Annotated in this window: 22 protein-coding genes; 15 read left to right on the forward strand and 7 right to left on the reverse strand. The window is 69.7% G+C overall.

Annotated features, from left to right (window positions below; genetic code table 11):
• The first annotated feature begins 59 nt into the window (after positions 1-59).
• A complete protein-coding gene (locus tag D457_RS0113215) occupies positions 60-752 on the forward strand; it encodes a FadR/GntR family transcriptional regulator (RefSeq protein ID WP_275041004.1) in 693 nt (230 codons plus the stop codon).
• Here D457_RS0113215 and D457_RS0113220 read toward each other — a convergent pair.
• The gene (locus D457_RS0113220) at positions 730-1041 is read right to left on the reverse strand and encodes a hypothetical protein (protein WP_017581144.1); all 312 of its coding nucleotides are present in this window, start codon (positions 1039-1041) and stop codon (positions 730-732) included. The genes D457_RS0113215 and D457_RS0113220 overlap by 23 nt on opposite strands.
• Before the next feature lie 163 nt (positions 1042-1204).
• Here D457_RS0113220 and D457_RS0113225 point away from each other — a divergent pair, with 163 nt between their 5' ends.
• From D457_RS0113225 to D457_RS0113255, 7 genes are all read left to right on the forward strand, one after another.
• A complete protein-coding gene (locus D457_RS0113225) occupies positions 1205-2056 on the forward strand; it encodes an ion transporter (RefSeq protein WP_017581145.1) in 852 nt (283 codons plus the stop codon).
• Between the two features lie 164 nt (positions 2057-2220).
• Entirely contained in the window at positions 2221-3915 is a 1695-nt protein-coding gene (pgi, locus tag D457_RS0113230) for a glucose-6-phosphate isomerase (protein WP_017581146.1), read from the forward strand.
• A 295-nt stretch (positions 3916-4210) separates the two neighbouring features.
• Positions 4211-4555: an SH3 domain-containing protein gene (locus D457_RS32495; RefSeq protein WP_017581147.1), complete on the forward strand. Its 345-nt coding sequence runs from the start codon at positions 4211-4213 to the stop codon at positions 4553-4555.
• Between the two features lie 427 nt (positions 4556-4982).
• Positions 4983-6008 carry an ABC transporter permease gene (locus D457_RS0113240; protein WP_017581148.1) on the forward strand — a complete coding sequence of 342 codons (1026 nt, stop codon included), beginning with the start codon at positions 4983-4985 and terminating at the stop codon, positions 6006-6008.
• A gap of 63 nt (positions 6009-6071) precedes the next feature.
• Positions 6072-7886, forward strand: coding sequence for an ABC transporter substrate-binding protein (locus D457_RS0113245; RefSeq protein ID WP_026116612.1), 1815 nt, complete (start codon positions 6072-6074; stop codon positions 7884-7886).
• Positions 7887-8121: 235 nt separating this feature from the next.
• Positions 8122-9135 carry an ABC transporter permease gene (locus D457_RS0113250; RefSeq protein WP_017581150.1) on the forward strand — a complete coding sequence of 338 codons (1014 nt, stop codon included), beginning with the start codon at positions 8122-8124 and terminating at the stop codon, positions 9133-9135.
• Between the two features lie 16 nt (positions 9136-9151).
• Complete coding sequence (locus D457_RS0113255) at positions 9152-10960, forward strand: ABC transporter ATP-binding protein (protein ID WP_017581151.1); 1809 nt, start codon at positions 9152-9154, stop codon at positions 10958-10960.
• 18 nt (positions 10961-10978) lie between these two features.
• Here the strand turns inward: D457_RS0113255 and D457_RS0113260 are convergent, their stop codons facing one another.
• Positions 10979-11662 (reverse strand): helix-turn-helix domain-containing protein, encoded by a 684-nt coding sequence (locus tag D457_RS0113260; protein WP_017581152.1) that lies wholly within the window; start codon positions 11660-11662, stop codon positions 10979-10981.
• Between the two features lie 158 nt (positions 11663-11820).
• On the opposite strand from D457_RS0113260, the gene D457_RS0113265 reads away from it, so the two are divergent.
• The 4 genes from D457_RS0113265 to D457_RS0113280 all read left to right on the forward strand — a co-directional run bounded on the left by D457_RS0113265 (position 11821) and on the right by D457_RS0113280 (position 13996).
• Positions 11821-12210: a hypothetical protein gene (locus D457_RS0113265; protein ID WP_017581153.1), complete on the forward strand. Its 390-nt coding sequence runs from the start codon at positions 11821-11823 to the stop codon at positions 12208-12210.
• A gap of 206 nt (positions 12211-12416) precedes the next feature.
• Positions 12417-12779 (forward strand): GntR family transcriptional regulator, encoded by a 363-nt coding sequence (locus tag D457_RS0113270; RefSeq protein ID WP_017581154.1) that lies wholly within the window; start codon positions 12417-12419, stop codon positions 12777-12779.
• A gap of 177 nt (positions 12780-12956) precedes the next feature.
• On the forward strand, positions 12957-13490 hold the full coding sequence (locus D457_RS37020) for a hypothetical protein (protein ID WP_239646088.1): 534 nt from the start codon (positions 12957-12959) through the stop codon (positions 13488-13490).
• 92 nt (positions 13491-13582) lie between these two features.
• Complete coding sequence (locus tag D457_RS0113280) at positions 13583-13996, forward strand: hypothetical protein (protein WP_017581156.1); 414 nt, start codon at positions 13583-13585, stop codon at positions 13994-13996.
• A gap of 111 nt (positions 13997-14107) precedes the next feature.
• Here D457_RS0113280 and D457_RS0113285 read toward each other — a convergent pair whose 3' ends face one another.
• The 3 genes from D457_RS0113285 to D457_RS0113295 form a co-directional block, all read right to left on the reverse strand.
• Positions 14108-14458 (reverse strand): hypothetical protein, encoded by a 351-nt coding sequence (locus D457_RS0113285; protein ID WP_017581157.1) that lies wholly within the window; start codon positions 14456-14458, stop codon positions 14108-14110.
• 166 nt (positions 14459-14624) lie between these two features.
• Positions 14625-16043, reverse strand: coding sequence for an RNA polymerase sigma factor (locus tag D457_RS0113290; protein WP_017581158.1), 1419 nt, complete (start codon positions 16041-16043; stop codon positions 14625-14627).
• Positions 16044-16591: 548 nt separating this feature from the next.
• Positions 16592-17896, reverse strand: a complete 1305-nt coding sequence (locus tag D457_RS0113295; protein ID WP_026116613.1) for an AMP-binding protein — start codon at positions 17894-17896, stop codon at positions 16592-16594.
• A gap of 188 nt (positions 17897-18084) precedes the next feature.
• Between D457_RS0113295 and menB the strand changes: the two genes are divergently transcribed.
• From menB to menD, 3 genes are all read left to right on the forward strand, one after another.
• Entirely contained in the window at positions 18085-18924 is an 840-nt protein-coding gene (gene menB / locus D457_RS0113300) for a 1,4-dihydroxy-2-naphthoyl-CoA synthase (RefSeq protein WP_017581160.1), read from the forward strand.
• A complete protein-coding gene (locus D457_RS0113305; protein ID WP_017581161.1) occupies positions 18921-19898 on the forward strand; it encodes an o-succinylbenzoate synthase in 978 nt (325 codons plus the stop codon). Before menB ends, D457_RS0113305 begins: the two co-directional genes overlap by 4 nt.
• A gap of 188 nt (positions 19899-20086) precedes the next feature.
• Positions 20087-21805, forward strand: coding sequence for a 2-succinyl-5-enolpyruvyl-6-hydroxy-3-cyclohexene-1-carboxylic-acid synthase (gene menD, locus D457_RS0113310; RefSeq protein WP_017581162.1), 1719 nt, complete (start codon positions 20087-20089; stop codon positions 21803-21805).
• Positions 21806-21857: 52 nt separating this feature from the next.
• Here menD and D457_RS0113315 read toward each other — a convergent pair whose 3' ends face one another.
• Positions 21858-22832, reverse strand: a complete 975-nt coding sequence (locus tag D457_RS0113315) for a glycerophosphodiester phosphodiesterase (protein WP_239646089.1) — start codon at positions 22830-22832, stop codon at positions 21858-21860.
• 385 nt (positions 22833-23217) lie between these two features.
• Positions 23218-23835, reverse strand: a complete 618-nt coding sequence (locus D457_RS0113320; RefSeq protein ID WP_017581164.1) for a Uma2 family endonuclease — start codon at positions 23833-23835, stop codon at positions 23218-23220.
• Between the last annotated feature and the right edge of the window lie 480 nt (positions 23836-24315).

The raw sequence follows: 24315 nt of genomic DNA on the forward strand, positions 1-24315 counted from the left end.
GAGCCGGTAGAATCCCGGTGTGATCAGTCCAGGCTTTGGAGGAGAAGGTGGTTGACGGCGTGCGGACCCCGGTCGCCCAGCGGACTGTCGAGCAGATCAAGGCGATGATCTCCGACGGAGAGGTAGGACCAGAGCAGCGTCTGCCCACCGAACGTGAACTCTCCGCCCGGCTCGGGGTTTCCCGCGGGAGCGTGCGCGAGGCGATCCGCTCCCTCACCACCCTCGGTGTTCTGGAGGTCCGTCACGGCGCGGGCGTCTACGTCACCGCGCTGCGCCCGGCCGACCTGCTGGAGGCCTTCTCCGTGCTGGCCGAGGTCTCCCGCGACGAGACCCTGCTGGAGGTCCTCCAGGTCCGCCGGATGATCGAACCCGCCGCCACGGCCATCGCCGCCGCACGTGCCACCCCCGACGACCTGGCCCGGATCGGCGCACTCCTCAACCGTATGGAGGAGGACTTCCCCGCCTGCGCACCCGCCGAGCACGGTGCTGCCGACCTCGGTTTCCACCAGGCGATCGTGGCCTGTGCGGGTAACGCCACCCTTTCGGCCATCCACGCCGGGCTGTCCTCGCGCACCTTCAATGAACGGGTCTGGGCCGGCCACGGCGAGGCCGGGCTGGTCGAGACCCTGCACGAGGACCACCGGCGCATCCACGAGGCCCTCCTGGCCCGTGACCCCGAAGCGGCCCGCGCGGCCGCGGCCGCGCACGTCCTGCGCGTGGAGCGCTGGCTCAGCCTTCGAGCCGCCGGTTGATCCGCTCGGCGTAGTCCTCCGCCCTGAGTAGCCGGGCCAGCTCCTCGCGTCCGGGCACGGGGGCGGATTCCCCGTCGGATTCGGGTGCCTGCTCGGGAACCTCCTGACGGAGTTCGGCGTCTATACCGAGTGCCTCCCGATCCTCGATCTCCTCGATTCGGTAGTCCTCGGGATGCTCCTCCAGGTACTCCGCCACGGCGGAGTCCTGGTCCGGGGCGCCCACGTCCATCTCGGCGTCCACGTCGTCGATGTCCTCGGCGTCCCTGTCGAAATCTGCGGATTCCGTCACCGGCGGCCCCCTCGCCTCGGTTCCCTTATCTCGATCATGCCTGGTCGGGGCAGGAGGCGCCAGTAGGGAACACACTCGGGGCGACGAGTGCGAAACGGGGTGCGATTCCCGGCGATAGGCTTTTGCGCTGTTATCCGACACAACGAACGGAGTTCCTTCCACCGTGACCGTGCGTGAACGGGTCCGCAAGCTCGTCGACTCGTCCTGGTTCCAAGGCAGTGTCGTCACCCTCATCCTCGTCAACGCGGTGATCCTGGGGGTCGAGACATCGCCCCGGCTCATGGCCGAACACGGCGACCTGCTGCACGGGACCGACATGGTGATCCTGGCGCTCTTCGTGGTCGAACTGTCCTTGAGGGCCTACGCGCACAGGGGAGCCTTCCTGCGCGACCCGTGGAGCTGGTTCGACATGGTCATCGTGGGTCTGGCCCTAATGCCGTCCTCCGGCCCGTTCGCGGTCCTGCGCGTCCTGCGGGTCCTGCGGGTCCTGCGGCTGCTTTCGGTGATACCGACCCTGAGGCATGTCGTGGCGGGGCTGTTCCGGGCCCTGCCCGGAATGGCCGCCATCCTCTTCCTGGTCGTCCTGCTGCTCTACGTCTCCGGCGTGATGGCCACCAAACTCTTCCAGGACGTCTCACCGGAGTACTTCGGAGACCTGCCCACTTCGCTGTTCACGCTCTTCCAGATCTCCACGGCCGACAGCTGGTCCGCCATCGCTAAGGACGTGATGGAGCACCAGCCGCTCGCCTGGATCTTCTTCGTCACCTTCGTCCTCGTCTCCACCTTCGTGGCGCTGAACCTGTTCGTGGCTGTCGCGGTGGAGGCCTTGGAGAAGGACACGGACAGCGAGGGAGGGGGCAGGGCCGGAACCGGTACGGGGCCGGAACCGGGGTACGGACCCGTGGGAGGGAACGGCCAGGAACAGATCCTCGCCGAACTCCGCGCCCTGCGCGAGGAGGTCTCCGCCCTGCGCGAGGAGCGTGAGCGACGGTGCACGGCCGACCCCGCGCCCTGAGTATTCTGCGCCCCGTACCCCCAAAGCTCTGACGTGCACGGAAAGGCCCATGGTTGGCGGCTTTCATGGGAGGGTAGAGACTCAGCCGCACACGGCGGACGCGGCGTTCGGACCGAGCACTCCGGCGCCGCGCCGACCGACCATGGACGACGAGGAGCGACCGGATGTCTGCGAGTACACCCCTCCCTCGAACCGAGGACATCGGAAGCCGGTCCGGCATCCCCCTGGACCGCCGCAAGGAGTGGGCCGGGCTGGCCGAGCACCGTGACCGGTTCGGTGCCACCCACCTACGGAGCCTGTTCGCCGACGACCCCGCGCGGGCCGACCGGTACACGCTCGGCGTCGGAGGACTGCACGTCGACTACGCGAAGAACCTCGTCACCGACGAGACCATGCGCCTGCTCGCCGAACTGGCCGACGCCACCGGGGTGGCCGCCCTGCGCGACGCCATGCTGCGCGGCGACCACATCAACCTCACCGAGGACCGCGCCGTCCTGCACACCGCCCTGCGCGCCCCGCGTTCCGCGGTGATCAGGGAGAACGGCCACGACGTGGTGCCCGAGGTGCACCGGGTCCTGGAGCGGATGGCCGTCTTCGCCGAACGCGTGCGCGCCCGCACCTGGCTGGGTCACACCGGCAAGCCGGTGACCCGGGTGGTCAACATCGGGATCGGCGGCTCCGACCTGGGCCCCGCCATGGCCTACGAGGCGCTGCGCCCCCACACCGACCGGGGGCTGGAGTTCCGCTTCGTCTCCAACGTCGACGGCACCGACCTGCACGAGGCCCTGGTGGACGCCGACCCCGAGCGCACGCTGTTCGTGGTCGCCTCCAAGACCTTCACCACGATCGAGACCGTCACCAACGCCAAGGCGGCCCGGGACTGGCTCCTGAGCGGGCTGGGAGTGGAGTCCGGCTCCGACGCCATCGCCAAACACTTCGTGGCGGTCTCCACCAACGCCGACGAGGTCGCGGAGTTCGGCATCGACACCGCCAACATGTTCGAGTTCTGGGACTGGGTGGGCGGCCGCTACTCCTACGACTCGGCGATCGGGCTGTCCCTCATGGTGGCCCTGGGCCCGGAGCGGTTCCGGGAGATGCTCGCCGGCTTCCACCTCATGGACACCCACTTCGCCACCGCGCCGGCCGAACGCAACCTGCCGTTCCTGCTGGGCCTGCTCGGCGTCTGGTACGGCGGATTCTTCGACGCCCAGTCCCACGCGGTGCTGCCCTACAGCCACTACATGTCGAAGTTCACCGCCTACCTCCAGCAGCTCGACATGGAGTCCAACGGCAAGTCCGTCCAGCGCGACGGCCGCCCGGTCAACTGGCAGACCGGCCCGGTGGTGTGGGGCACGCCCGGAACCAACGGCCAGCACGCCTACTTCCAGCTGCTGCACCAGGGCACCCGGTTCGTGCCCGCCGACCTCATCGGCTTCGCCCGGCCCGCCCCGGACCTGCCCGAGGGGCTGGTGCCCCAGCACGACCTGCTGATGGCCAATCTGTTCGCCCAGGGGCAGGCCCTGGCCTTCGGCCGCACCTCCGCAGAGGTCGCCGCCGAGGGGGTGCCCGCGGACCTGGTCCCGCACCGCACGTTCCCGGGCAACCGGCCCACCACCACGATCCTGGCCGACCGGCTCGACCCGTCGGTGCTCGGCCAGCTCGTCGCCCTCTACGAGCACAAGGTGTTCGTGCAGGGCGCGGTGTGGAACATCAATTCCTTCGACCAGTGGGGCGTGCAGCTCGGCAAGGTCCTGGCCAAGAAGGTCGAACCCGCCCTGACCGAGGGCGCCGAGGTACCCGGCCTGGACCCCTCCACCGCGGGGCTGGTCCGCCGCTACCGGGACCTGCGCGACCGCTGACCCAGGCGTTGGGCGCGTGCACGGACGTGGCACGCGCCCTTTCTGTGTGTCCGGGGTGCCTTTCGCGCGCGAGGATAACCGTTAGATGAAAGGGGAGAAGGCCTTTCCCGGCAGGCGCGTGGGTTCTGTCCGCATGTGGCCGGTGCCGGTGGCCGCATGTGGCCCAGATGGTGTCGAGGGTCCCTTTTTCGGTTATCGTCACTATGGATTCAGTGGAAAGTCAAAGAATGAATTGTCGCTGACATCCGCCCTCGGCCGAGGTGCCCACGCAACCGAATGACCGGAGGAACATCCCTTGCGAACCAAGAAGCCCGGACGTGTGTCCCGAGCCACCGCGACCCTGGCTCTGGCCGCGGCCGCAGTGTTCGGCGGAACCCTGCTGACGGCAGTCCCCGCCCAGGCCCAGCAGCAGCAGGAGGCTGTGGCCCAGAGCGTCTTCTGCCCGTACCGAGTGACCGTGAATGTGGCCAACGTCCGTTCCGGTGCCGGTACCAGTCACCTCGTGAGGTACCACCTGTACAGGGGCGACACGGTCCTGGCGACCCAGTCGCAGACCAACGGCTTCCGGATGATCAGGCCCGGGGAGTGGACCGCCTCCTCCAACCTGACCAGAACCGGCGGTAACTGTCTGACGTCCTAGAGACTGCAGGCGCGCCCTGGCTGATAATGGCCTTCCAGGGTGGGGCGGGCTTTTCCCGGGATAAGTCCGCCTGTGCCTCTTTTTTGTTTCTCATTCGATCTTTGATCCAATCCATGATTGGTTCTCTGTGCCACAGTGGTTGATTATGGGATTTTCCCGGCCCCTCTCTCCCGGAGGGAAGGGCCGTGCCCGACCTCTGCGTGTGCGATGGCGGTCGTCCCGGCGGTCGGGCCTTTCTCGTCCCGGCTTGCGCGGCGGATCTCCTTGAGCGGCCCACTGGGTCCGGGCCGTCCGACGCACCCGCTTCTCCCGCCGCGCGAAGCGGGACTTCGGTCGTCGGCGCGGAAGCTGGAAAACCGCCACGCCACTCGTGCAAACTCTGCGTAGTGAGTTGGGCACACGCAGAGACAGTGGGGGGCAGTGGCACATGACCGCGCCGATGGACGTGCCTGAGTCTTCCCAGCACGCCGAGCCAGAAGCGGTCGTGGCGGGGGCCAGGGACGCCGCCAGCCGCTCCCTGCGCCAGATCGCCTGGCAGCGCTTCCGCAAGGACAAGGTCGGCATGACCGGCGGTGTCGTGGTCATCCTGCTCATCCTGACCGCGCTCTTCGCACCCGTGCTCACGGCCCTGTTCGGGTACCCGCCGAACCAGTTCAACCAGGGTCTGGTCGACCCGCTCACCGGAGGGGTCCTGCGCGATCCCGACGATCCGGCCCAGGGCCTGGACCCGTGGGGCGGTATCAGCGCGCAACACCTGCTGGGCGTGGAACCGGTCAACGGCCGCGACCTGTTCAGCCGCATCGTCTACGGCGCCCGGACCTCGCTGCTCGTGGCCACCGTCGCCACCGTGGTGTGCGTGGTCATCGGCACCGTCCTGGGCATCCTCGCCGGTTACTTCGGCGGCTGGGTGGACGTGGTCATCAGCCGGACCATGGACATCTTCCTGGCCTTCCCGCTGCTGCTCTTCGCGATCGCCCTGGTCGGCGTCATCCCCGACGGCGCCTTCGGCCTGGCCGGGAACAACCTGCGCATCGGCGTCCTGGTGTTCATCATCGGCTTCTTCAACTGGCCCTACATCGGGCGCATCGTGCGCGGACAGACCCTCACCCTCAAGGAACGCGAGTTCGTCGAGGCCGCGCGCAGCCTCGGCGCGGGCAGCACCCACATCGTCTTCCGAGAGATCCTGCCCAACCTGGTCACCCCCATCCTGGTCTACTCCACCCTGCTCATCCCCACGAACATCCTCTTCGAGGCGGCGCTGAGCTTCCTGGGCGTGGGCATCAACCCGCCCATGGCCACCTGGGGCGGCATGTTGGAGAACGCGCTGCGCTTCTACACCACCTCGCCGCACTTCGTGATCATCCCCGGCCTGGCCATCTTCATCACCGTGCTGGCCTTCAACCTCTTCGGCGACGGACTGCGCGACGCCTTCGACCCGCGCTCCTCCGACTGACGCACCCACTCCGGGGCCGTGTGCCGCACGGCCCCACCCCAGAACCCGACCAGGAGGCTTCAGGTGACCACCCATCACTCCACGTGCCAGGGGCCGCCCAGGCGGCGGCGCGGCGCGCTCCGCCGCGCCACCGCGCCGGTGGCCGCGGGAACCGCCATGGCACTGCTGCTGGCCGCCTGCGGCGGCGGGGGCGGAGGCGGCGGCGGGGTCTCCGACGCCGAGTTCAACGAGGGCGAGACCGCGGTGGTCAACCCCTCCGACGAGACCGGCGGAACCCTGCGCTACGCCATCTCCGCCGACTTCGACTCACCCGACCCGGGCAACACCTACTACGCGTTCAGCTGGAACTTCTCCCGCTACTACGCGCGCACCCTGCTCACCTACACCGAGGCGCCCGGCGAACAGGGCATCGAGCTCCAGCCCGACCTGGCCGAGGACCTGCCCGAGGGCAACGACGACTCCACCGAGTGGACCCTGCGCCTCAAGGAGGGCCTGCGCTACGAGGACGGCTCGGAGATCACGGCCGAGGACATCAAGTACGCCATCGCGCGCAGCAACTTCGGTGACCAGGCGCTGCCGAACGGCCCCAAGTACTTCGTGGACCTGCTGGCCGACAGTGACGACTACGAAGGCCCCTACGCCAACGACGACGATCCGCTGGTCGGATTCGACGGTATCGAGACGCCCGACGACCACACCCTGATCTTCCACCTGAACAAGAGCTTCGCCGAGTTCCCGTACGTGCTCATCCAGCCGCAGACCGCACCGGTGCCGGCCGACGCCGACCGCGGCGAGCAGTACCAGAGCCAGGTGGTCTCCTCGGGGCCCTACAAGTTCGACGGCGAGTACCGCCCCGGCGTCTCCCTGCACCTGGAGCGCAACGAGGAGTGGGACGCCTCGACCGACCCCGTCCGCCGTGCGCTGCCCGACCGTATCGAGGTGGAGCTGGGCGTCGACCAGAACGAGATCGACCAGCGCCTGGTCAACGGCGAGCTCGACGTCGACCTCGGCGGCACCGGTGTGGGCCCGGCGATGAAGGGCACCGTCATTACCGACGAGGACCAGCGCCACAACGTCGACAACCCGCAGACCAGCACCCTGCGCTACCTCAACATCAACACCGTCATGGAGCCGCTCGACGACGTGGCCTGCCGCCAGGCCATTATGTACGCGGCCGACCGGGATGCGCTCCAGCGCGCCTGGGGCGGCGACACCGGCGGTGACATCGCCACCCAGATCATGCCCGGTTCACTGCCCGGCGCCGACCCGAGCATGGACCTGTACCCGTCCGAGGACAACAAGGGTGACCTGGAGATGGCGCAGGAGAAGTTGGAGGAGTGCGGGCAGCCGGACGGCTTCTCCACCGCGATCGGCGCCCGAGCCGACCGCCCCGCCGACGTCAGCACCGCCGAGGCACTCCAGCAGGCCCTGGCCCGGGTGAACATCGAGACGGAGATCAAGCAGTACCCGTCCGACACCTACACCAACACCCAGGCCGGTTCGCCGTCCTTTGTGGCCGACAACGACCTGGGCCTGACCGTGTACGGCTGGGCGCCCGACTGGGCCAGCGGATACGGCTTCATGAGCAAGATCCTGGACGGCGGCGCCATTCAGGACGCCGGTAACTCCAACATCTCCGAGCTCGACGACGACCAGATCAACGAGTGGTTCGACGAGGTCGTGAGCGTGGAGGACGTCGACGAGCGCGCCTCGATCTATACCCAGATCGACGAGCGCGCGATGGAGGAGGCCGCGATCCTGCCGGTCGTCTTCGAACGCACGGTGCTCTACCGCCCGGCCAACCTGACCAACGTCTACTACCACGCCGGGTATTCGATGTATGACTACATGAGCCTGGGCACCACCAACACCGACTGATCTGGGCAGCCGACCGACCCGGCCACCGGCACGAGAGCGGCGGTCCTTCCGCAGGGGAGGGCCGCCGCTTCGACGTGCGGTGGCGGGAAGCCTCCGGGTCGGCGTTCCCCCGCACACGCCGAACGCAAGACGTGATCGATTGATTGCGATGGGTTACGGTTTGGGTTTGGGGTGGACTCTGCTCCGCTCCGAACCCGGGCCCCAGGCCTTGGCTTCGACAGAGAAAGCACGCGCCTTGTTGACCTACATCCTGCGCCGTCTCGGAGCCGGTCTGCTCCTCCTGGCCGTGGTCACCATGGTCACCTTCGCCATCTTCTACGTGGTGCCCAGATGGGCGGGTCGGACCACCGAGCAGCTCGCCACGATGTACGTGGGCCGGGCGCCCACCCCCGAGGCGATCCAGGCCACCATCGAACGCCTGGGCCTGGACCAGCCGATCGCGGTCCAGTTCTGGGAGTTCGTCCGGGGCATCTTCTTCGGCGCGCAGTACCAGTTCGGCCGGGACACCATCGAGTGCGCCGCACCCTGCTTCGGCTACTCGTTCCAGACCTACCAGGAGGTCTTCCCCGAGATCATCTCCCGGCTGCCGGTGACCGCCTCCCTGGCGATCGGCGCGGGTGTGATCTGGCTGGTCGGCGGGGTCGCGGTGGGCGTGGTCTCCGCCGTGTGGAAGGGCAGTTTCTTCGACCGCCTGGCGATGGGCGTGGCCCTGGCCGGGGTCTCCCTGCCGATCTTCTTCACCGGTCTGTTGGCCCTGGCCTTCCTGGTGCACTCCTGGGGGCTGTTCGCCACCCCGCGCTACGTGCCCTTCACCGACGACCCGCTGGCCTGGGCCCAGGGCATGATCCTGCCGTGGCTGACCCTGGCCTTCCTGCACGCGGCCATGTACGCCCGCCAGACCCGGGCGGGCATGTTGGAGACCCTCAACGAGGACTACATCCGCACCGCGCGCGCCAAGGGCCTGAGCGAGCGCAAGGTGGTGCTCAAGCACGCGCTGCGCCCCACCCTGACTCCCATCGTCACCATCTTCGGCCTGGACCTGGGCCTGGTGCTGGGCGGCGCGGTCCTGACCGAGCAGGTCTTCTCACTCAACGGGATCGGCCGCTACGCCGTCCAGGCCATCACCCAGAGCGACCTGCCGGTGATCCTGGGCGTGACCCTCTTCGGCGCGTTCTTCATCGTCATCTGCAACCTGATCGTCGACCTGGTGTACCCGCTCATCGACCCGCGCGTGCGCATCCACGACTGAGAGAGGCGTTCTTTCGATGACCGAAACCCCCGCGGGGTCCCCGTCCGCTTCCTCCGCCGACCCCGTCGTACGCGTGCACGACCTGCGGGTCACCTTCCCGACCCTGGACGGGGAGGTCCGCGCGGTGGACGGCCTGTCCTTCGAGGTGGCCGCGGGCGGTGCCCTGGGCATCGTGGGTGAGTCGGGTTCGGGCAAGAGCGTGACCTCGCTGGCCCTGATGGGCCTGCACCGCGGCAGCCGCGCCCAAATCGCCGGCTCCATCGAGGTGGCCGGGCAGGACGTGGTGACCGCCAGCGACAAGAAGCTGCGTTCCATGCGCGGCAACGACATCGCGATGGTCTTCCAGGACCCCATGCAGTCCCTGCACCCGCAGTACACGATCGGCAACCAGCTGATCGAGGCGCTGCGTGTGCACCGCCCCCAGGTGTCCCGGTCCCAGGCCCGCAACCGGGCGGTCGAGTCGCTGGAGCGGGTGGGCATCCCCGAGGCCGCCAAGCGGATCAACTCCTACCCGCACGAGTTCTCCGGCGGTATGCGCCAACGGGTGCTGATCGCGATGGGTCTGATGTGCGACCCCAAGGTGCTGCTGGCCGACGAGCCCACCACCGCCCTGGACGTCACCGTGCAGGCCCAGATCCTGGACCTGCTGGACGAGCTGCGCCGCGATCTCGACATGGCGCTGATTCTGGTCTCGCACGACCTGGCCGTGGTGGCCGGTTCGGTGGACGAGGTCGTGGTCATGCGCAAGGGCCAGGCCGTGGAGCGCGGCGACGTGCGCAAGGTGCTGTCCGAGCCCGAGCACCCCTACACCCAGGCGCTGCTGGCCGCGGTGCCGCGCGTGGAGGTCTCCCGGGCCGAGCGCCGCGCCCAGGACCGCGCCGACCGGGCGGAGAAGGCCCGACAGGAGGACCGCCGCGCCGCAGGCCGGGCCGAGGACAGGAAGAAGGAGAAGCCCACCGGGACCACGGAAGGGGACCGGGGCGAACCGCTGCTGCGCGTGCAGGACGTCGCGCAGAGCTTCAAGGTCCGCGGCGGCCTCTGGGGCCGCGCCACGGACTTCTGGGCGGTCAAGGGGGTCACCTTCGACCTGTTCAAGGGCGAGACCCTGGGTATCGTGGGCGAGTCCGGTTCGGGCAAGAGCACCCTGTCCCGCATGATCATGCGGCTGCTGGAGCCCACCGAGGGCACCGTGGAGTTCGAGGGCCAGGACATCACCCACCTGTCCGAACGCCGGATGCGCCCGCTGCGCCGCGAGGTCCAGATGGTCTTCCAGAACCCCTACTCCTCGCTGAACCCGCGCCTGACCATCGGCGAGAGCATCGGCACCGCCCTCCGGGTCCAGGGCGGCAAGAACACCAGGAAGATCCGCGGCCAGGTCCAGGACCTGCTGGAACGGGTCGGCCTGGAACCCAGCCACTACAGCCGGTTCCCGCACGCCTTCTCCGGCGGGCAGCGCCAGCGCATCGCCATCGCCCGCGCCCTGATCCTCAAACCGAGGCTGATCGTGTGCGACGAACCCGTCTCGGCACTGGACGTGTCCACCCAGGACCAGGTGCTGCGCCTGCTCTCAGAGCTGCAGGACGACTTCGGTCTCACCTACATTTTCGTCGCCCACGACCTCGCGGTCGTGCGCCAGGTCAGCGACCGCGTGGCCGTCATGCGCAAGGGCGAGGTGGTCGAGCTCGGGGACAGCGACAGCATCTACGAGAACCCGCGGAGCGACTACACCAAACAGCTGCTGACCGCCGCCCCGGTCCTGGACCCGGACGAAGCCCGCGAACTGCGCGCCGAGCGGGTACGCGTACGCGCCCAGGGCGGCGGCTGAGCAGCTGTCCGGTGCGGCTCAGGCAGAAAGACCGCGCAGGAGGGCCCGCAGACCGAACCGGAATCGGGCCAGGGCCTCGGCCTCCTCCGGGGCGTCCTCCCGCCCCTCGTGCCGGACCTGGTGGGCCACCGCCCCCAGGCAGTAGGCGTTCAGCGCGTCACAGGCCGGGGACACGTCCGCCTCGGCCAGCCCGGCCTCGGTGAAGGCCGTGTGCAGCAGCGCCCGGGTGTCCTCTTCGCCCAGGGTGTGCGGGGCGCGGTGCATCAGCAGGGAGAGCGCGCCGGAGTAGGCGAGCAGTCGGGCCCGGTAGGCCTCCGCCCAGCCGGTCAGCCGCTGGTCCCAGGGCCGGTCGTCCACCTCGGCGGTTCCGACGGTCTCCGCCAGGCTCCCCTCGGCCGCGTCTTCGGCCTCCGGCGAACCGGCCACCCCTTCGGTGGCCAGCTCCTCGGCGGCGACCTCCTCCGGCGGACCCTCGCCTTCCCTCAACCCGCTGACCACCCGCGCCGTGGTGACGTAGGCGGCGATCGCGTTGAACAGCTGCTCCTTGCCCTTGGGGAAGTGGTGGTAGATCGCCATCGCCTCCACGTCCAGGGCGTCACCCAGGCGGCGCATGGACAGACCGCCCAGGCCGCGCCCGGCGATGATGTGGAGGGCCTCCACGATGATGCGCTCACGGCTGAGACCGGCGTAGTTCCTGCTCACTCTGGTGCCTTCCGGGGGACAAGGGGGACCGACTGTGCAAAGTTGGCAGCTCCGGCGCCGTGACGCCAGTACCGACGCACAGCCCGGCTCGCCAGATGATCTTCGTCACCCATAGGGTTGCCTCGACACGGCTGACGGTACTCCCACGGAGAGCGGACATGCGACTTGCCAAGCAGGACATGACGAAGGCGCGGGAACACCTCGCCCAGGACGAGGAGCGGGCCGAGCGTCTGCCCGACCTCCTGAGGTCGGTGGTCGAGGCCGAGCGGGCGCTGGACAGTGCCCGTGAAGAGGGCGCCCCGGTCGAGGAGGTCCACGAACGCGGCGTGGAGCTGGACACCGCGCTCACCGAGGCGATGCGGGCCGCCTACGCGCAGGAGCGGGTGCTGGTCGGTGTGAAGGGCTACGACGACCGCATCAAGCGCCGTAAGCGCCTGGCCCGGCCCGAGATCAAGCAGGCCACCCAGGTAGCCGAGCGGCTGCTCACCGCCCGGGAGGCCCACCGGCTGCACGGCATCCCGCGGGTGCCCCGGTCGCCGGTGGCCTGACCCCGGCCCGTCGGACGCGGTCGCCCGGCAGTCCTGACAGCCCCACGGCTCACCCCGTGGGGTTCTTCATGCCGGTTCCTTACCTGTTCTGCGCCTGTTTCCCGGCGGGGGGTTGTGGATGGAAAGCAGGTGGGGGATAGGTTGGGGGAACGCCCGGCCCGCACCGGGTGCGCAGTCGGCAAGCCAGGTGGGGAGCGAAGAAGGGCATGGCGGATTTCATCCGCATTGATCCGGCGTCGAAAGTTCCGCCCTACGAACAGATCCGGGCCGTCGTCGCGATCGCGGCGGCCAACGGCGAGCTCCCGGTCGGCTACCGGTTGCCGACCGTCCGCGCACTGGCCGGTCAGCTCTCGGTCGCGGTGAACACCGTCGCCCGGGCCTATCGGGAACTCGAACAGGCCGGAGTGGTGGAGACCCGGGGCCGTTCCGGCACCTTCGTGGCCGCCGCCGGTGACGACCAGCGGGCCGAGGCCCTCGCCGCGGCCAGGGCCTACGCCGAGGTCATCAACCGGGTCGGCCTGGAGCACGACGAGGCCGTGGAGATCCTGCGCGCCGCCCTGGAGGGCTGAGACCCGGCCCGGTACGTCACGACGCGCGAGGGGCCCCTGTGGTTCCGTCCCTGCCCGGGATGACCGTAACCGGACGAAAACCCGCCCAACGCACCTGAACGGCGTTACCGAACGCTACTGTTCTAGTGCGTCGCCTTCCCCCGGTGGCGTCGAACGACTACCCCCAAGGAGGCGCCGATGAGCAGGAGATCTGGCGGCGGACGGTCATCTGGCGGCGGACGTTCGGGCGGAGGACGTTCCGGCGGCGGTCGCTCGGGCGGCGGTCGCTCCGGTGGCTCCAGCAGCGGTGGCGGCAGCTCGCGCGGCGGTGCCGCACGGCGCGGCGGCGGCTTCAACTCCCGTGGCGGGAGCAGCAGCGGTGGTGCGAGCCGTTCCGGCGGTGGTTTCAACTCGCGCGGCGGCAGCAGCAGCGGCGGTGCCGCGCGCGCCGGCGGTGGTTTCAACTCCCGTGGCGGCGGCTCCGCACGGCCCGCACGAACCCCCAAGCCCAGGCGTGCCTCGCGCGCGAGCCGGACCAACCCCGCGTACGTGGCCGGTGCCGCCCACAGCACGCGGCCGCGGCGCCGCTGGTACGGCGGTCGGAACCGCCACTACTACAACGACGGTCCGGACTTCGTCCCGCGCCGCAGCGGCGGCCTCGCCGGTCTGGTCGGATGCCTGGTGGCCGTGGTCGGCCTGCTGATCATCCTGGTGATCGTCGCCCTGCTCTGATCCTATCCCCGGCTGATCCCCCGCCCGCGGTCCCCGCTCGCATCCGTGTGGCCCCCTCACAAGAACCCCCGAGAAGGAAACGAGCAGTACCCGTGTCCCACCCCCGAACACTCACCCGTGCCCTCCCCCTCGCCGCCACCGCCCTGGCCGCCACGCTGGCGCTGACCGCCTGCTCCGGGAACCGCGCCGACATCGACGCCGCCTGCGACAGCATCCACAGCCAGATGCCCGCCGTGGACCTGGCGGCCGCGGGCATCGACCAGGACGTCCTGGTCGACGACATCCCTTACAACGACGAACACCGCGCCGTGCTTGAAGACCACCGGGATGATGTCAGGCTTCTCGAAGAGGCGGCCAGGGGCTTGCTCCGCGAGGACGCGGCCGAGCGCTTCGATGCTGTTGACGCCGTCATCTGGGAGCTGGACCACGGTGACGAAGTGGGCCTCGCGGACGCCTTGGACCGGGAGGCCGACACCCAGGATCTCATCCTCGTGGCCTGTGACTGACGCCGTGGCGCTCTGAGGCGGAGGCGCACACGAAACCGGGGGCGGGGACCGACGCGGTTCCCGCCCCCGCTTCGCTTGCTCGACCGGACGGTGGGTGCGCGCGAGGAGCCCTCAGCGGCGCAGGCCGGTCACGGAGATCAGGTAGAAGGCGATCAGGCCCGCCCACACGAGGAAGATCCCGGCCGCACCGGCCATCCCCGCAGCGATGGCGGTCGTCGGGATGCTGATGCCCAGGCACACCAGGGACAGGACCATTCGCACGTTGTTGGCGGGCAGCCCCCGGCGGCCCTCGTTGGCGCCCATCTGGCGCGCCACGTGGTGCTTGACGCGTTCCTCGATGGTGTCGTCGACGCGCTCGACGAGGGAGGCGGCCACCGCCTCGTCGTATTCGGGGCCCAGCTCGCGGCTGGCGCGCAGCGCGGCGGCGATCTCGTCCTGTTGCCGCTGGGGGTTGTTCGTCATCTGGCCATGCTCGCACCGGCGGCCGCGGGCGAACAGCGGGTGAACGCGGATTTCAGGGGACCCCAGGGGAAAACCGGGGTTGTCCCTGAGCCCGGACGGGACCGGACACAGCGGTGGAGCCGCCCCCCGTGAGGGGGACGGCTCCACGGTCGTCTTCGCTGTTTCCCTAGCTGGCGAAGTCCAGCAGCTGCTGGGCCCGGCTCGGGTGGCGCAGCTTGGACAGCGACTGCTTCTCCAGCTGCCGGATCCGCTCCCGGGTCAGCCCCAGGTGCTTGCCGATCTCGTCGAGGGTGCGCGGTCGGCCGTCCATCAGACCGAAGCGCAGGGACATGATGGTCGCCTCGCGCGGCTCCAGGTCCGAGAGCGCATTGCGCAGCTGGTCGGCCATGAGCTGGCGGTCGACCACCTCGGAGGCCTCCGAGGCGTCCACGTCCTCGATCAGGTCACCGATGCGGGTCTCGCCGTCCTCACCGATGGTGGAGTCGAGGCTGATCGGCTGGCGGGTGACCCGCAGCAGCTCCTCGATCTGGGTCGGGGTCTTGTCCAGCTCCAGCGCCAGCTCCTCGGGCGTGGGCTCGCGGCCCAGCGCCTGGTGCATGTCGCGCTCCAGCCGGCTCACCTTGCTGAGCAGCTCCAGAACGTGCACGGGCAGGCGGATGGTGCGCGCGGAGTCGGCGAACCCGCGCTGGATGGCCTGGCGGATCCACCACATGGCGTAGGTGGAGAACTTGAAGCCCTTGGTGTAGTCGAACTTCTCCACGGCGCGGATGAGGCCGAGGTTGCCCTCCTGGACCACGTCCAGCAGCGACATTCCCCGGTCGCTGTACTTCTTGGCTACGGAGACGACCAGGCGCAGGTTGGCCTCGAGCATGTGGGACTTGGCCTTGCGGCCGTCCTCGGCCACCCACTCGAGCTCCTCGCGCTCGACGTCGGCCATCTTGGCGGTCTCGTCGATCTCGCCGTGCAGCCCGAGCCGGTACTCGGCGTAGAGTCCGGCCTCGACCCGCTTGGCGAGGTCCACCTCCTGCTCGGCGGTGAGCAGCTGGCGCCGCCCGATCGCCTTGAGGTAGGTGTGGACCGAGTCGCCCATGGCCGGTGACTGGTCGTCGAGGTCGGCCTCACCGGTTTCCGGATCGGTGGTGGCCTGGGTGGTCTCGGTCTTCTTGGTGCGCCGCGTTGTGCGGGCCTTCCTCCGGGTGGAGGGGGCCTTGCGCGGAGCGCCCTTGCCGGATGCGGCCTTGGGTGCCTCGTCGGTGTCGGGCACCGTCGCGATGAGAGTGTTTTCCAGCACGTCGTCCTCGGCGTCAGGGTCGGCCACCAGTGCGGAGTCCTTGCCGTTCTCGCCCCCGTTGGCGAGTCGGACCCCGTTCTCGGTGAGTTCACGCAGGATGGAGCGGCCGTCACTGGAGGTGACTCCGGCCGCGGAGAAAGCGGTACGTAGTTCAGAGAGGGACAGGTGTCCCTGAGCGCGCCCCTGGGTGAGCAGGTCGGTCAGCGCCGTGTGGGCGGCGCGGCCCTCGGTCGGAGCGTGGTCACCGGGGACTTCGGCCTCGGGGCTCGAAGCGGCTAGGGCAGTGCTCGTCATGTGGGCACCTCCCTCCCTTCCAGGACGTGTGGCACGTGGCGGAGGGTTACCGCCGACTGGACGCGCCAATATGTCCAACGTGTCGGCGAGTCAAATGTTCCCTGTCTCGATTGGATATCGGCGATGGTGGCATAGATCACTGTGTCATGAGTGGCGGAATGCGAACCCATGCGGGTAAAGGAACACGCTTGGCTTCGGCGCTCGGACCGCCGCGCACCAGGGGTTCCGAGCACGGGGGAGGGCGCAGGGGAGCGGACGAGTGGACCGATGGCTGCCGCCAACCGCGGACCTCCTTGGAAGAGGGGCCGAAGAAACCGGATACTCAAGTAGACGCCAGGGAGCTTTCGGAAGTTCCCCGCCTTCCGGACAAGGTCTTCCAGGGGCCAGGGTCCCACGTGTACGGACCGCACCGGTAAACGCCGGTTTGCGACCGCCCCCTTCACCGTGATCTTGCTACCAGGAGCGCGGTACCACCGAAACCCAAGGCGCCGAACTTGCTTCTGGTAGCAAGATCACCGGGGTGAGAAGCCCCTGGTTCGTGCCGGTGTCTAGGAATGGGGCCGGCGGAGCGCGACCAGATCCGGTTTGCCCGAGGCCAGCATCGGCAGAGCGGGGCGCAAGTCCAGCTCCCTGGGGGCGGCGTAGGCGGGCAGCCGTTCACGCACCCAGGCGCGCAGTGCCGCCAGCGTCGGCGGGGCCTTGGGGTCGGCCGGCACCACCACCGCGCTCACCCGCTCGCCCCACTCGGGGTCGGGGCGGCCCACCACCACCGACTCGGCCACCTCAGGGTGCGCCGCCAGGATCGCGTTCACCTGGCCGGGGACCACCTTGTGGCCACCGGTGTTGACCACCTCGTCCATTCGGCCCAGAACGTGCAGTCGGCCCTCGGCGTCCACACGCCCCAGGTCGTTGGTGTGCAGCCAGCGGTTTCCGTCGGAGTCCACGGCCAGCCCGGCCTCGTTTTCGGATGTGGCCCGGATACCTTCCAAGGATGCGCCTGGCGGCAGCCGGTAGTCGGTGAGCAGGCCGGGACCGCCGAGCAGGATGCGGCCGGGTTCTTCGGGGTCTTCGGCACCAGTGGGCCGGGCGATCCGGACCAGGGTCCCGTCCAGGGGCGCGCCGTCATAGACACACCCGCCGCAGGTCTCGCTCATCCCGTAGGTGGTCACCACGCGCCCGCCCGCAGCTCGGGCCTCCTCCAGCAGCGAGGGCTCTGCGGCCGCCCCGCCCAACAGGATCGTGCCGAACACCTTCAGGTCCGCGCCGGCGGCCAGCAGGCGGCGCAGCTGCGTGGGCACCAGGGACACGTGCGGGCGCAGCCCGTGCGCCAGTTCCAGCACCGCGTCGACGTCGAAGGCGGCGTGCACCGCCTCGGTCCCGGTGACGATCGCGCGCATCATCACCTGCATACCGGAGATGTGCCCGGCGGGCAGTACGCACAGCCAGCTGTCACCGGGAGCGGAGCCGATCCGGGCCACTGAGGCGCGCGCCGAGGCCAGCAGGGCGGCCGCGGACAGCTCCACGCCCTTGGGTTGGCCGGTCGATCCGGAGGTGGTGATCAGCAGCGCCGCGTCCGACCCCACGGGGGCGCCCCCGGCCAGGTCGGTGATGCCGTCCGGGGTGCGCAGCGACGACGGGCGCATGGCGGCCAGCAGCGCGTCCACGCGGGCGTCGGGGGTGCCGTCGGGGACGGGCAGCAGAGCGGGGCCGGTACCGTCCAACGCCTCGGAGAGCAGCCGGTTCAGGTCTTCGGGGGAGAGCCCGCGTACCGCCTGGAGGGCGCGACCTGCCGGGAGAGCGCGATCGCCCTCGCGGTCGGGAAACGGGGACCGGGGTTCGCTTGCTTGTGCCACGGTGCCCCAGCGTACGCCCGTTCGCACGACGCGCCGTCCGGCGGGCCCAGGTCGTAGCCCACCGCCGGGGGCGTGCCTGTCCGTCCCGGCTCGCCTGGCAGAATGCGTAGGGTTGACGCTTGGGTAGCCCGGTCGCACGACGGCCGGCACCCACACCGTCCCCATCCCCGTGAGGAGAAGCAGAAGCCGTGAGCAGCGTGATCGACTGGCAGCGGTCGGGCGAGTATTCCGACATCATCTACGAGACCGCGGAGGGCATCGCCAAGATCACGATCAACCGCCCAGAGCGGCACAACGCCTTCCGTCCCCAGACGCTCTTCGAGCTCCAGACAGCGTTCAACATCGCCCGGGACGACTCCAGCGTCGGTGTGATCATCTTCACCGGCGCCGGCGACCAGGCGTTCTGCTCCGGCGGCGACCAGAAGATCCGGGGCGACGACGGCTACATCGGCGACGACGCCGTGGCCCAGCAGGGCATCGGCCGCCTCAACGTACTCGACCTCCAGGTGCAGATCCGCCGCCTGCCCAAGCCCGTGATCTGCATGGTCGCCGGCTGGTCCATCGGCGGCGGCAACGTCCTCCAGGTCTGCTGCGACCTGACCATCGCGGCCGACAACGCCAAGTTCGGGCAGACCGGCCCCCAGGTCGGCTCCTTCGACGGCGGCTACGGCTCCTGGCTGCTGGCCGAGACCGTGGGCCTGAAGAAGGCCCGCGAGATCTGGTACCTGTGCCGCCAGTACAGCGCCCAGGAAGCGCTGGACATGGGCATGGTCAACACCGTCGTGCCGCTCGCGGATCTGGAGAAGGAGACCGTGCAGTGGGCCCGCGAGATGCTGGAGAAGTCCCCGCTGGCGCTGCGCATGCTCAAGGGCGCGATCAACGCCGTGAGCGACGGTGCCGCCGGGATGCAGCAGTTCGCCGGTGACGCCACGATGCTCTACTACATGAGCGAGGAGGCCCAGGAGGGCCGGGACGCCTTCAAGGAGAAGCGCCGTCCGGAGTTCGACAAGTTCCCGCGCCGCCCGTGACCGCGGCCTCGGAGCCTGCCCCGGCGGGGACCCCCGCCGGGGGGCGGGCCTTCGCGATCGGCCTGCGCAACCGCTTCCGGGGCATCACGGTCCGTGAGGGAATGCTGGTGCGCGGCCCCGCCGGGTGGGGCGAGTTCTCGCCCTTCGCCGAGTACGGGCCGCTCGAAGCCTCCCGCTGGTGGGCCGCCTGTCACGAGGCGGCCCACCGGGGCTGGCCCGAACCGCTGCGCGAGCGGGTGCCGGTCAACGTCACCGTGCCTGCCGTGGACCCCGAACGCGCCGCGGAGATCGTGGCCGCGGGCGGCTGCGCCACGGCCAAGGTCAAGGTGGCGGAGAGGGGCCAGGACTGGCGCGAGGACGTGGCCCGAGTCGAGGCCGTGCGCGCTGCGATCGGACCCTCGGGCCGGGTCCGGGTGGACGCCAACGGCGCCTGGGACGTGGACACCGCGGTGCGGATGACCCGCGAACTAGACCGGTTCGACCTGGAGTACGTGGAGCAGCCCTGCGCGGACCTGGAGGGACTCGCCGCGGTCCGCCGCCGGGTGGACGTTCCGGTCGCCGCCGACGAGTCCGTCCGCCGCGCGGAGGACCCGCTCAAGGTGCGCGCCGCCGACGCCGCGGACATCGTGGTGCTCAAGGTCCAGCCCCTGGGCGGCGTGCGCGCCGCACTGCGGGTGGCCGAGGCCTGCGGTCTGCCGGTGGTGGTCTCCAGCGCCGTGGAGACGTCCGTGGGACTGGCCGCCGGGGTGGCCCTGGCGGCCGCCCTTCCCGAACTGCCCTACGCCTGCGGACTGGCGACCATGCAGATGCTGACCGCCGACGTCACCGCCGATCCACTGCTGCCCGAGGACGGGGTCCTGCCGGTCCGACCGGTGGCCGTGGACGAGGGGGCGCTGGCGGCGGTCGAGACCGACCCCGCCGCCTGGCGGGCGCGGGCGGCCGAGGCCCTGACAGCGGGGTCGAGGAACGCCTGACCCCGCAACGCGGTGACACGGGATGAGAGGCGGCCGACCCGGCGGTCAGAGGATCTGGGCAAGAGATCACAGCCGGGTTGGTTCGCCTCTCGCCACCGGAGGGGGTTCACTGGAAGGGCCGGGGGTCGTACGGTCGGGTCGGACCGCGCGGTGATACTGGTACACACCTTGACGAACGAAAGACTTTGATGAATCCGTCTACCGCCCTGGCGCGGGTCCTCGTCGACGAGCTCGCCCGCTGCGGGCTGGCCGAGGCCGTCGTCGCGCCCGGGTCGCGCTCGACGCCCCTGGCTCTGGCCCTGGTCGCCCACCCCGGTATCCGGGTTCATGTGCGGGTGGACGAGCGCTCCGCGTCCTTCCTGGCCCTGGGACTGGCCCGCGCCTCGCGCCGGCCGGTGGCGGTGGTGTGTACCTCCGGTACGGCGGCCGCCAACTTCCATCCGGCGGTGATGGAGGCCGACGAGAGCGGGGTTCCGCTGCTGGTGCTCACCGCGGACCGGCCGCCGGAGCTGCGCGGTACCGGAGCCAACCAGACGGTGGACCAGATCGGTCTGTACGGCGGTGCCGTGCGCATGTTCGCCGAGGTCGGCACCCCCGACCCGGCCCCCGGCATGGTGGCGTACTGGCGTTCGCTGTGCTGTCGCGCCTGGGGCGCGGCGATCGGCGGCCGCCCCGGCCCGGTCCACCTCAACGTGGCCTTCCGTGAGCCGCTCACCCCGGACGAGCCCGCCGTCGCCCCGACTTGGACGGCCCCTCTGGACGGGCGTGGGGACAACAGCCCGTGGATCTCCCGGCCGGGCCCCCTGACCGAACCCGCGCCGCTGGTCCTGCCGGACGTGGAACGCGGTGTGATCGTCTGCGGTGACGGTGACTACGACCCGGTGCCGTTCCTGGCGCTGTCCGAGGTGACCGGTTGGCCGCTGCTGGCCGAGCCCACCTCCAACGCCCGCCGGGTCGGGGCCGTGTCCACCTACCGCCAGCTGCTGGCCTCGCCCGGTTTCGCCGCCGAGCACACCCCTGAGCTGGTCGTGAGCGTGGGACGGCCGAACCTGTCCCGGCAGATCCTGGCCTACCTGCGCCGCGCCGAACGCCACGTGGTGGTCACCGCCGGAGTGCTCGGCGACCCGGCCGCGAGTTTGGTTAACGCCTTCTCCGACCCCGCGCGCACCGCCACCGACGTGGTCGCGGCCGTCGCCCCGCCCGCCGACCTCAGCTGGGAGGAGCCCCGCCGCACCGACTGGTCACGTTCGTGGGAAAGGGCCGAGGCCACCGCCCGCGAGGCCGTCGACGGGGTCCTGGACGCCGACGAGGCACTCTCCGAACCCCGCCTGGCCCGCGACCTGGTCTCCCAGCTGTCCGCCGGATCCTTGCTTTTCGCCGGTTCGAGCATGCCCATCCGCGACCTCGACGCCACCATGCGCGCCCGCTGCGGCGTGCGCCTGGTCGGCAACCGCGGGGTGAGCGGGATCGACGGCACGGTCTCCACGGCTATCGGCGCCGCCCTGGCCCATCAGTCTGAGGGCGACGGGCAGGCCTACGCCCTCCTGGGCGACCTGGCGATGCTGCACGACCAGAACGGCCTGATCATCGGTCCGGGCGAACCGCGCCCCGACCTGGTGATCATCGTGGTCAACAACGACGGCGGCGGCATCTTCTCCGGCCTGGAACAGGCGGGCCACCCCGACTTCGAGCGAGTGTTCGGCACCCCGCACGGCGTCTCCATGGAAAAGGTCGCCGCCGTGGCGGACCTGCCCTACACCAAGGTCGAATGGGCCACCGACCTGCCCAAGGCCCTCCTCGGCGAGGGCCTGCGCATCGTCGAGGTCTGCACCACCCGAGCCGGCAGCGCGGCCCTGCGCCGCCGCATCCAGGACGCCGTGGACGCGGCGGTGGCCGGTCCGGCCTGAGGTTGTGCCGGGCCGGGCCGGGACCGGTGGCCCGGCCCGGGGCCAGGCGGGGTCAGGCTACGGCTGAGGGGGAGCCGTCCAGGACCTCCAGCAGGACATCGACGTAGTCGGTGATGATGCCGTCCACACCCCAGTCGATCGCCCGCTGCATGTCCTCGCGGTTGTTGATTGTGTAGGTGTGGACCTCCATGCCCGCGTCATGCACGGCTTGGACGTAGTCGCCGTCGATCCGGTTGTGGTTCGGGTTGACCTGGTCGGCCCACGAGTAGTCCTCGAGCTCGTCCACGGGCACGACCCCCAGCAGCCCGTGCGGGATGTGGCGCGGGTAGAGCTCGCGCGAACTCTCCACGACCTCCCAGTTGAAGTCCTGGATCGCCAGGCGGTCATATCCGGGCTTCCCGGGCAGCGACCCCGGCGAGAGGAACCACGGGTTCCTGTGGAGGACCTCGGCGATGTCCGCCTCGATGCCGGGGTGGTTCGCGGACGCCTTGATCTCCAGGAGGAAACCGAGCTTCAGTTCCTTCATGAGGTCCAGCCCCTCTTGAAGGGTGGGCACCGGCTCGCCCTCGAACTCCGCACCGAACCATGACCCGGCGTCGAGCTGGCGGATCTCCGCCAGGGTGAAGTCGCCGACGGCGTAGGAGTCCCGGTCCGGGAAGACCTCCTCGACGTTGGTGGTCCGGGTCAGGGTCACGTCGTGCATGAAGACGAGCTCACCGTCCGCGGTGCGCTGCACGTCGGTCTCGACGGTGCTCGCGCCGAGTTCGGCGGCTACCTCGATGGCCGCGAGGGTGTTCTCCGGGGCGTAACCGGAGGCTCCGCGGTGGGCGACGTCGAGGACGTCCGGGCCGTGCGGCGGCCCGGGGGGACCGGCGGTCGCGGAGTCAGCGCTCGCTACACCCGCGAATCCGAGAACGGCCGTCGCGGATCCGGCCGCCAGGACCGCGGCGCAACGCAGCGCGGTCCGGCGCATCACACCGCTGCTGGGGCGGGGATAGACAGGAATAATCCGGGGGTTGTCGGGCACAGTGCTCCTCTGATCACGGCAGGACGGAATGACCCGAAGCTCTTCGCTCGGATTCACCTTCGCTGCCAATGCCGATTTCTCTCGTCCGGGCGACCCGCCAAGAAGCGAACAACCCAGACGCGGTATCAGATTGTCCGGGCATTCACGAATCACTACCCGGAACGCACTTCTCACCGTTGCGCCATTGATTGACACCGGCATGTCCTGTGGGCGAACTCCGTTTGGAGGAGCGAAGAATGCCTGGTCGTCCCGGCTCTCCGGGGAGCGCCTTCACGGAGAAGGCAGCGGCTGTGGTCGGGCCGGCCACAAACGACCGCCGCGTGTAGGGGTGAAGCACGAGGAGGGGGAGGCACCGGACGCCAGTGCCTCCCCCTCGTCTGTCAGCTCAGCGGTTCAGGATGTCCGTCAGATCGAATTCCAGCTCCAGGGGTGCGGAGGTCCTGAGCGTCTTCCGGTGGACGTTCGGTTTGCCGTAGTCACCGGAAGGGCTAGCCGGGTCGTTCTCGTACTCGTAGACCACCGCGTCGTTCCCGTCCTGCTCGATCCGCCAGTAGAAGCGCACTCCGGCACGGGCATAGAGCTCGGGCTTGCGTTCCCGGTCCCTGACCTCAGACTCCTTGGAGACCACCTCGACCGCCAGTTCCACCGCTTCGGGCGGGAACCAGGTCTGTTCCAGTTCCCGGAACGCCTCCGCACGTACCAGCAGCAGATCCGGCTCCGGCCGCTGCCGCTCGGCGAGCTTGACGGAGAACTCCCTTGCTACCCGAAGACCGTCGGGAACATGCTGGTCGAGTTCACGCTCCAGAATTTTGAGGACCAGCATGTGGAACAGCTTCTGCGGGCTCACCAATACCAGGTTTCCGTCGATGAGTTCGGTATGAGGCGGAAGATCCGGGATGCGGTCGAGGTCATCGGCGGTGAAACCGTCCTGCGGCGGCATGGGGAGGACTACGTGGCCGTCGAACTCTGACGCCTGTTGCTCGGCCACTGTCGGAGCGGACATGTGACTGCCTTCGGTTGTCGGATCGTTCTTGTCGCTCACCGTAGTCGTCTCCGTTGCCCCTGGTGGTGCTTTCGCGGATTGTCCTACCCCGAGCATGCACCAGGACCCGAAGGTGTTCACCACCCACGGTCCCGGAGAGTTAAACAAAGCCCGTTCCGAACTACCGCTGGGGGTCGACGTCGAAGATCTCGGCGATGTCGTCGAGAACCGTGTGGGCGGAGATCAGGCCGACAGTCGATCGGAGGATGGAGGCGGCCGAGGTCAAGTGGCGGAGGAAACCCCCTTCCGGTGAATGAGCTCCGCCTTCGGGACGGGCGGGTACCCGGCACGGTGGTGGAAGTCCGGGCGCGAACACGCGGGGCTCACCCGGGCGAGGCTCGTGGACGTTCGTGAGCGGGTAGGCGAGGATCACCACAAGGTCCGACGGTGAGTGTTCATATGACTGCTCATAGTGATTACCTCCGCCATGCGGGGGGAGTT

The organism is Nocardiopsis valliformis DSM 45023, assembly GCF_000340985.1.
GTDB lineage: Bacteria > Actinomycetota > Actinomycetes > Streptosporangiales > Streptosporangiaceae > Nocardiopsis > Nocardiopsis exhalans.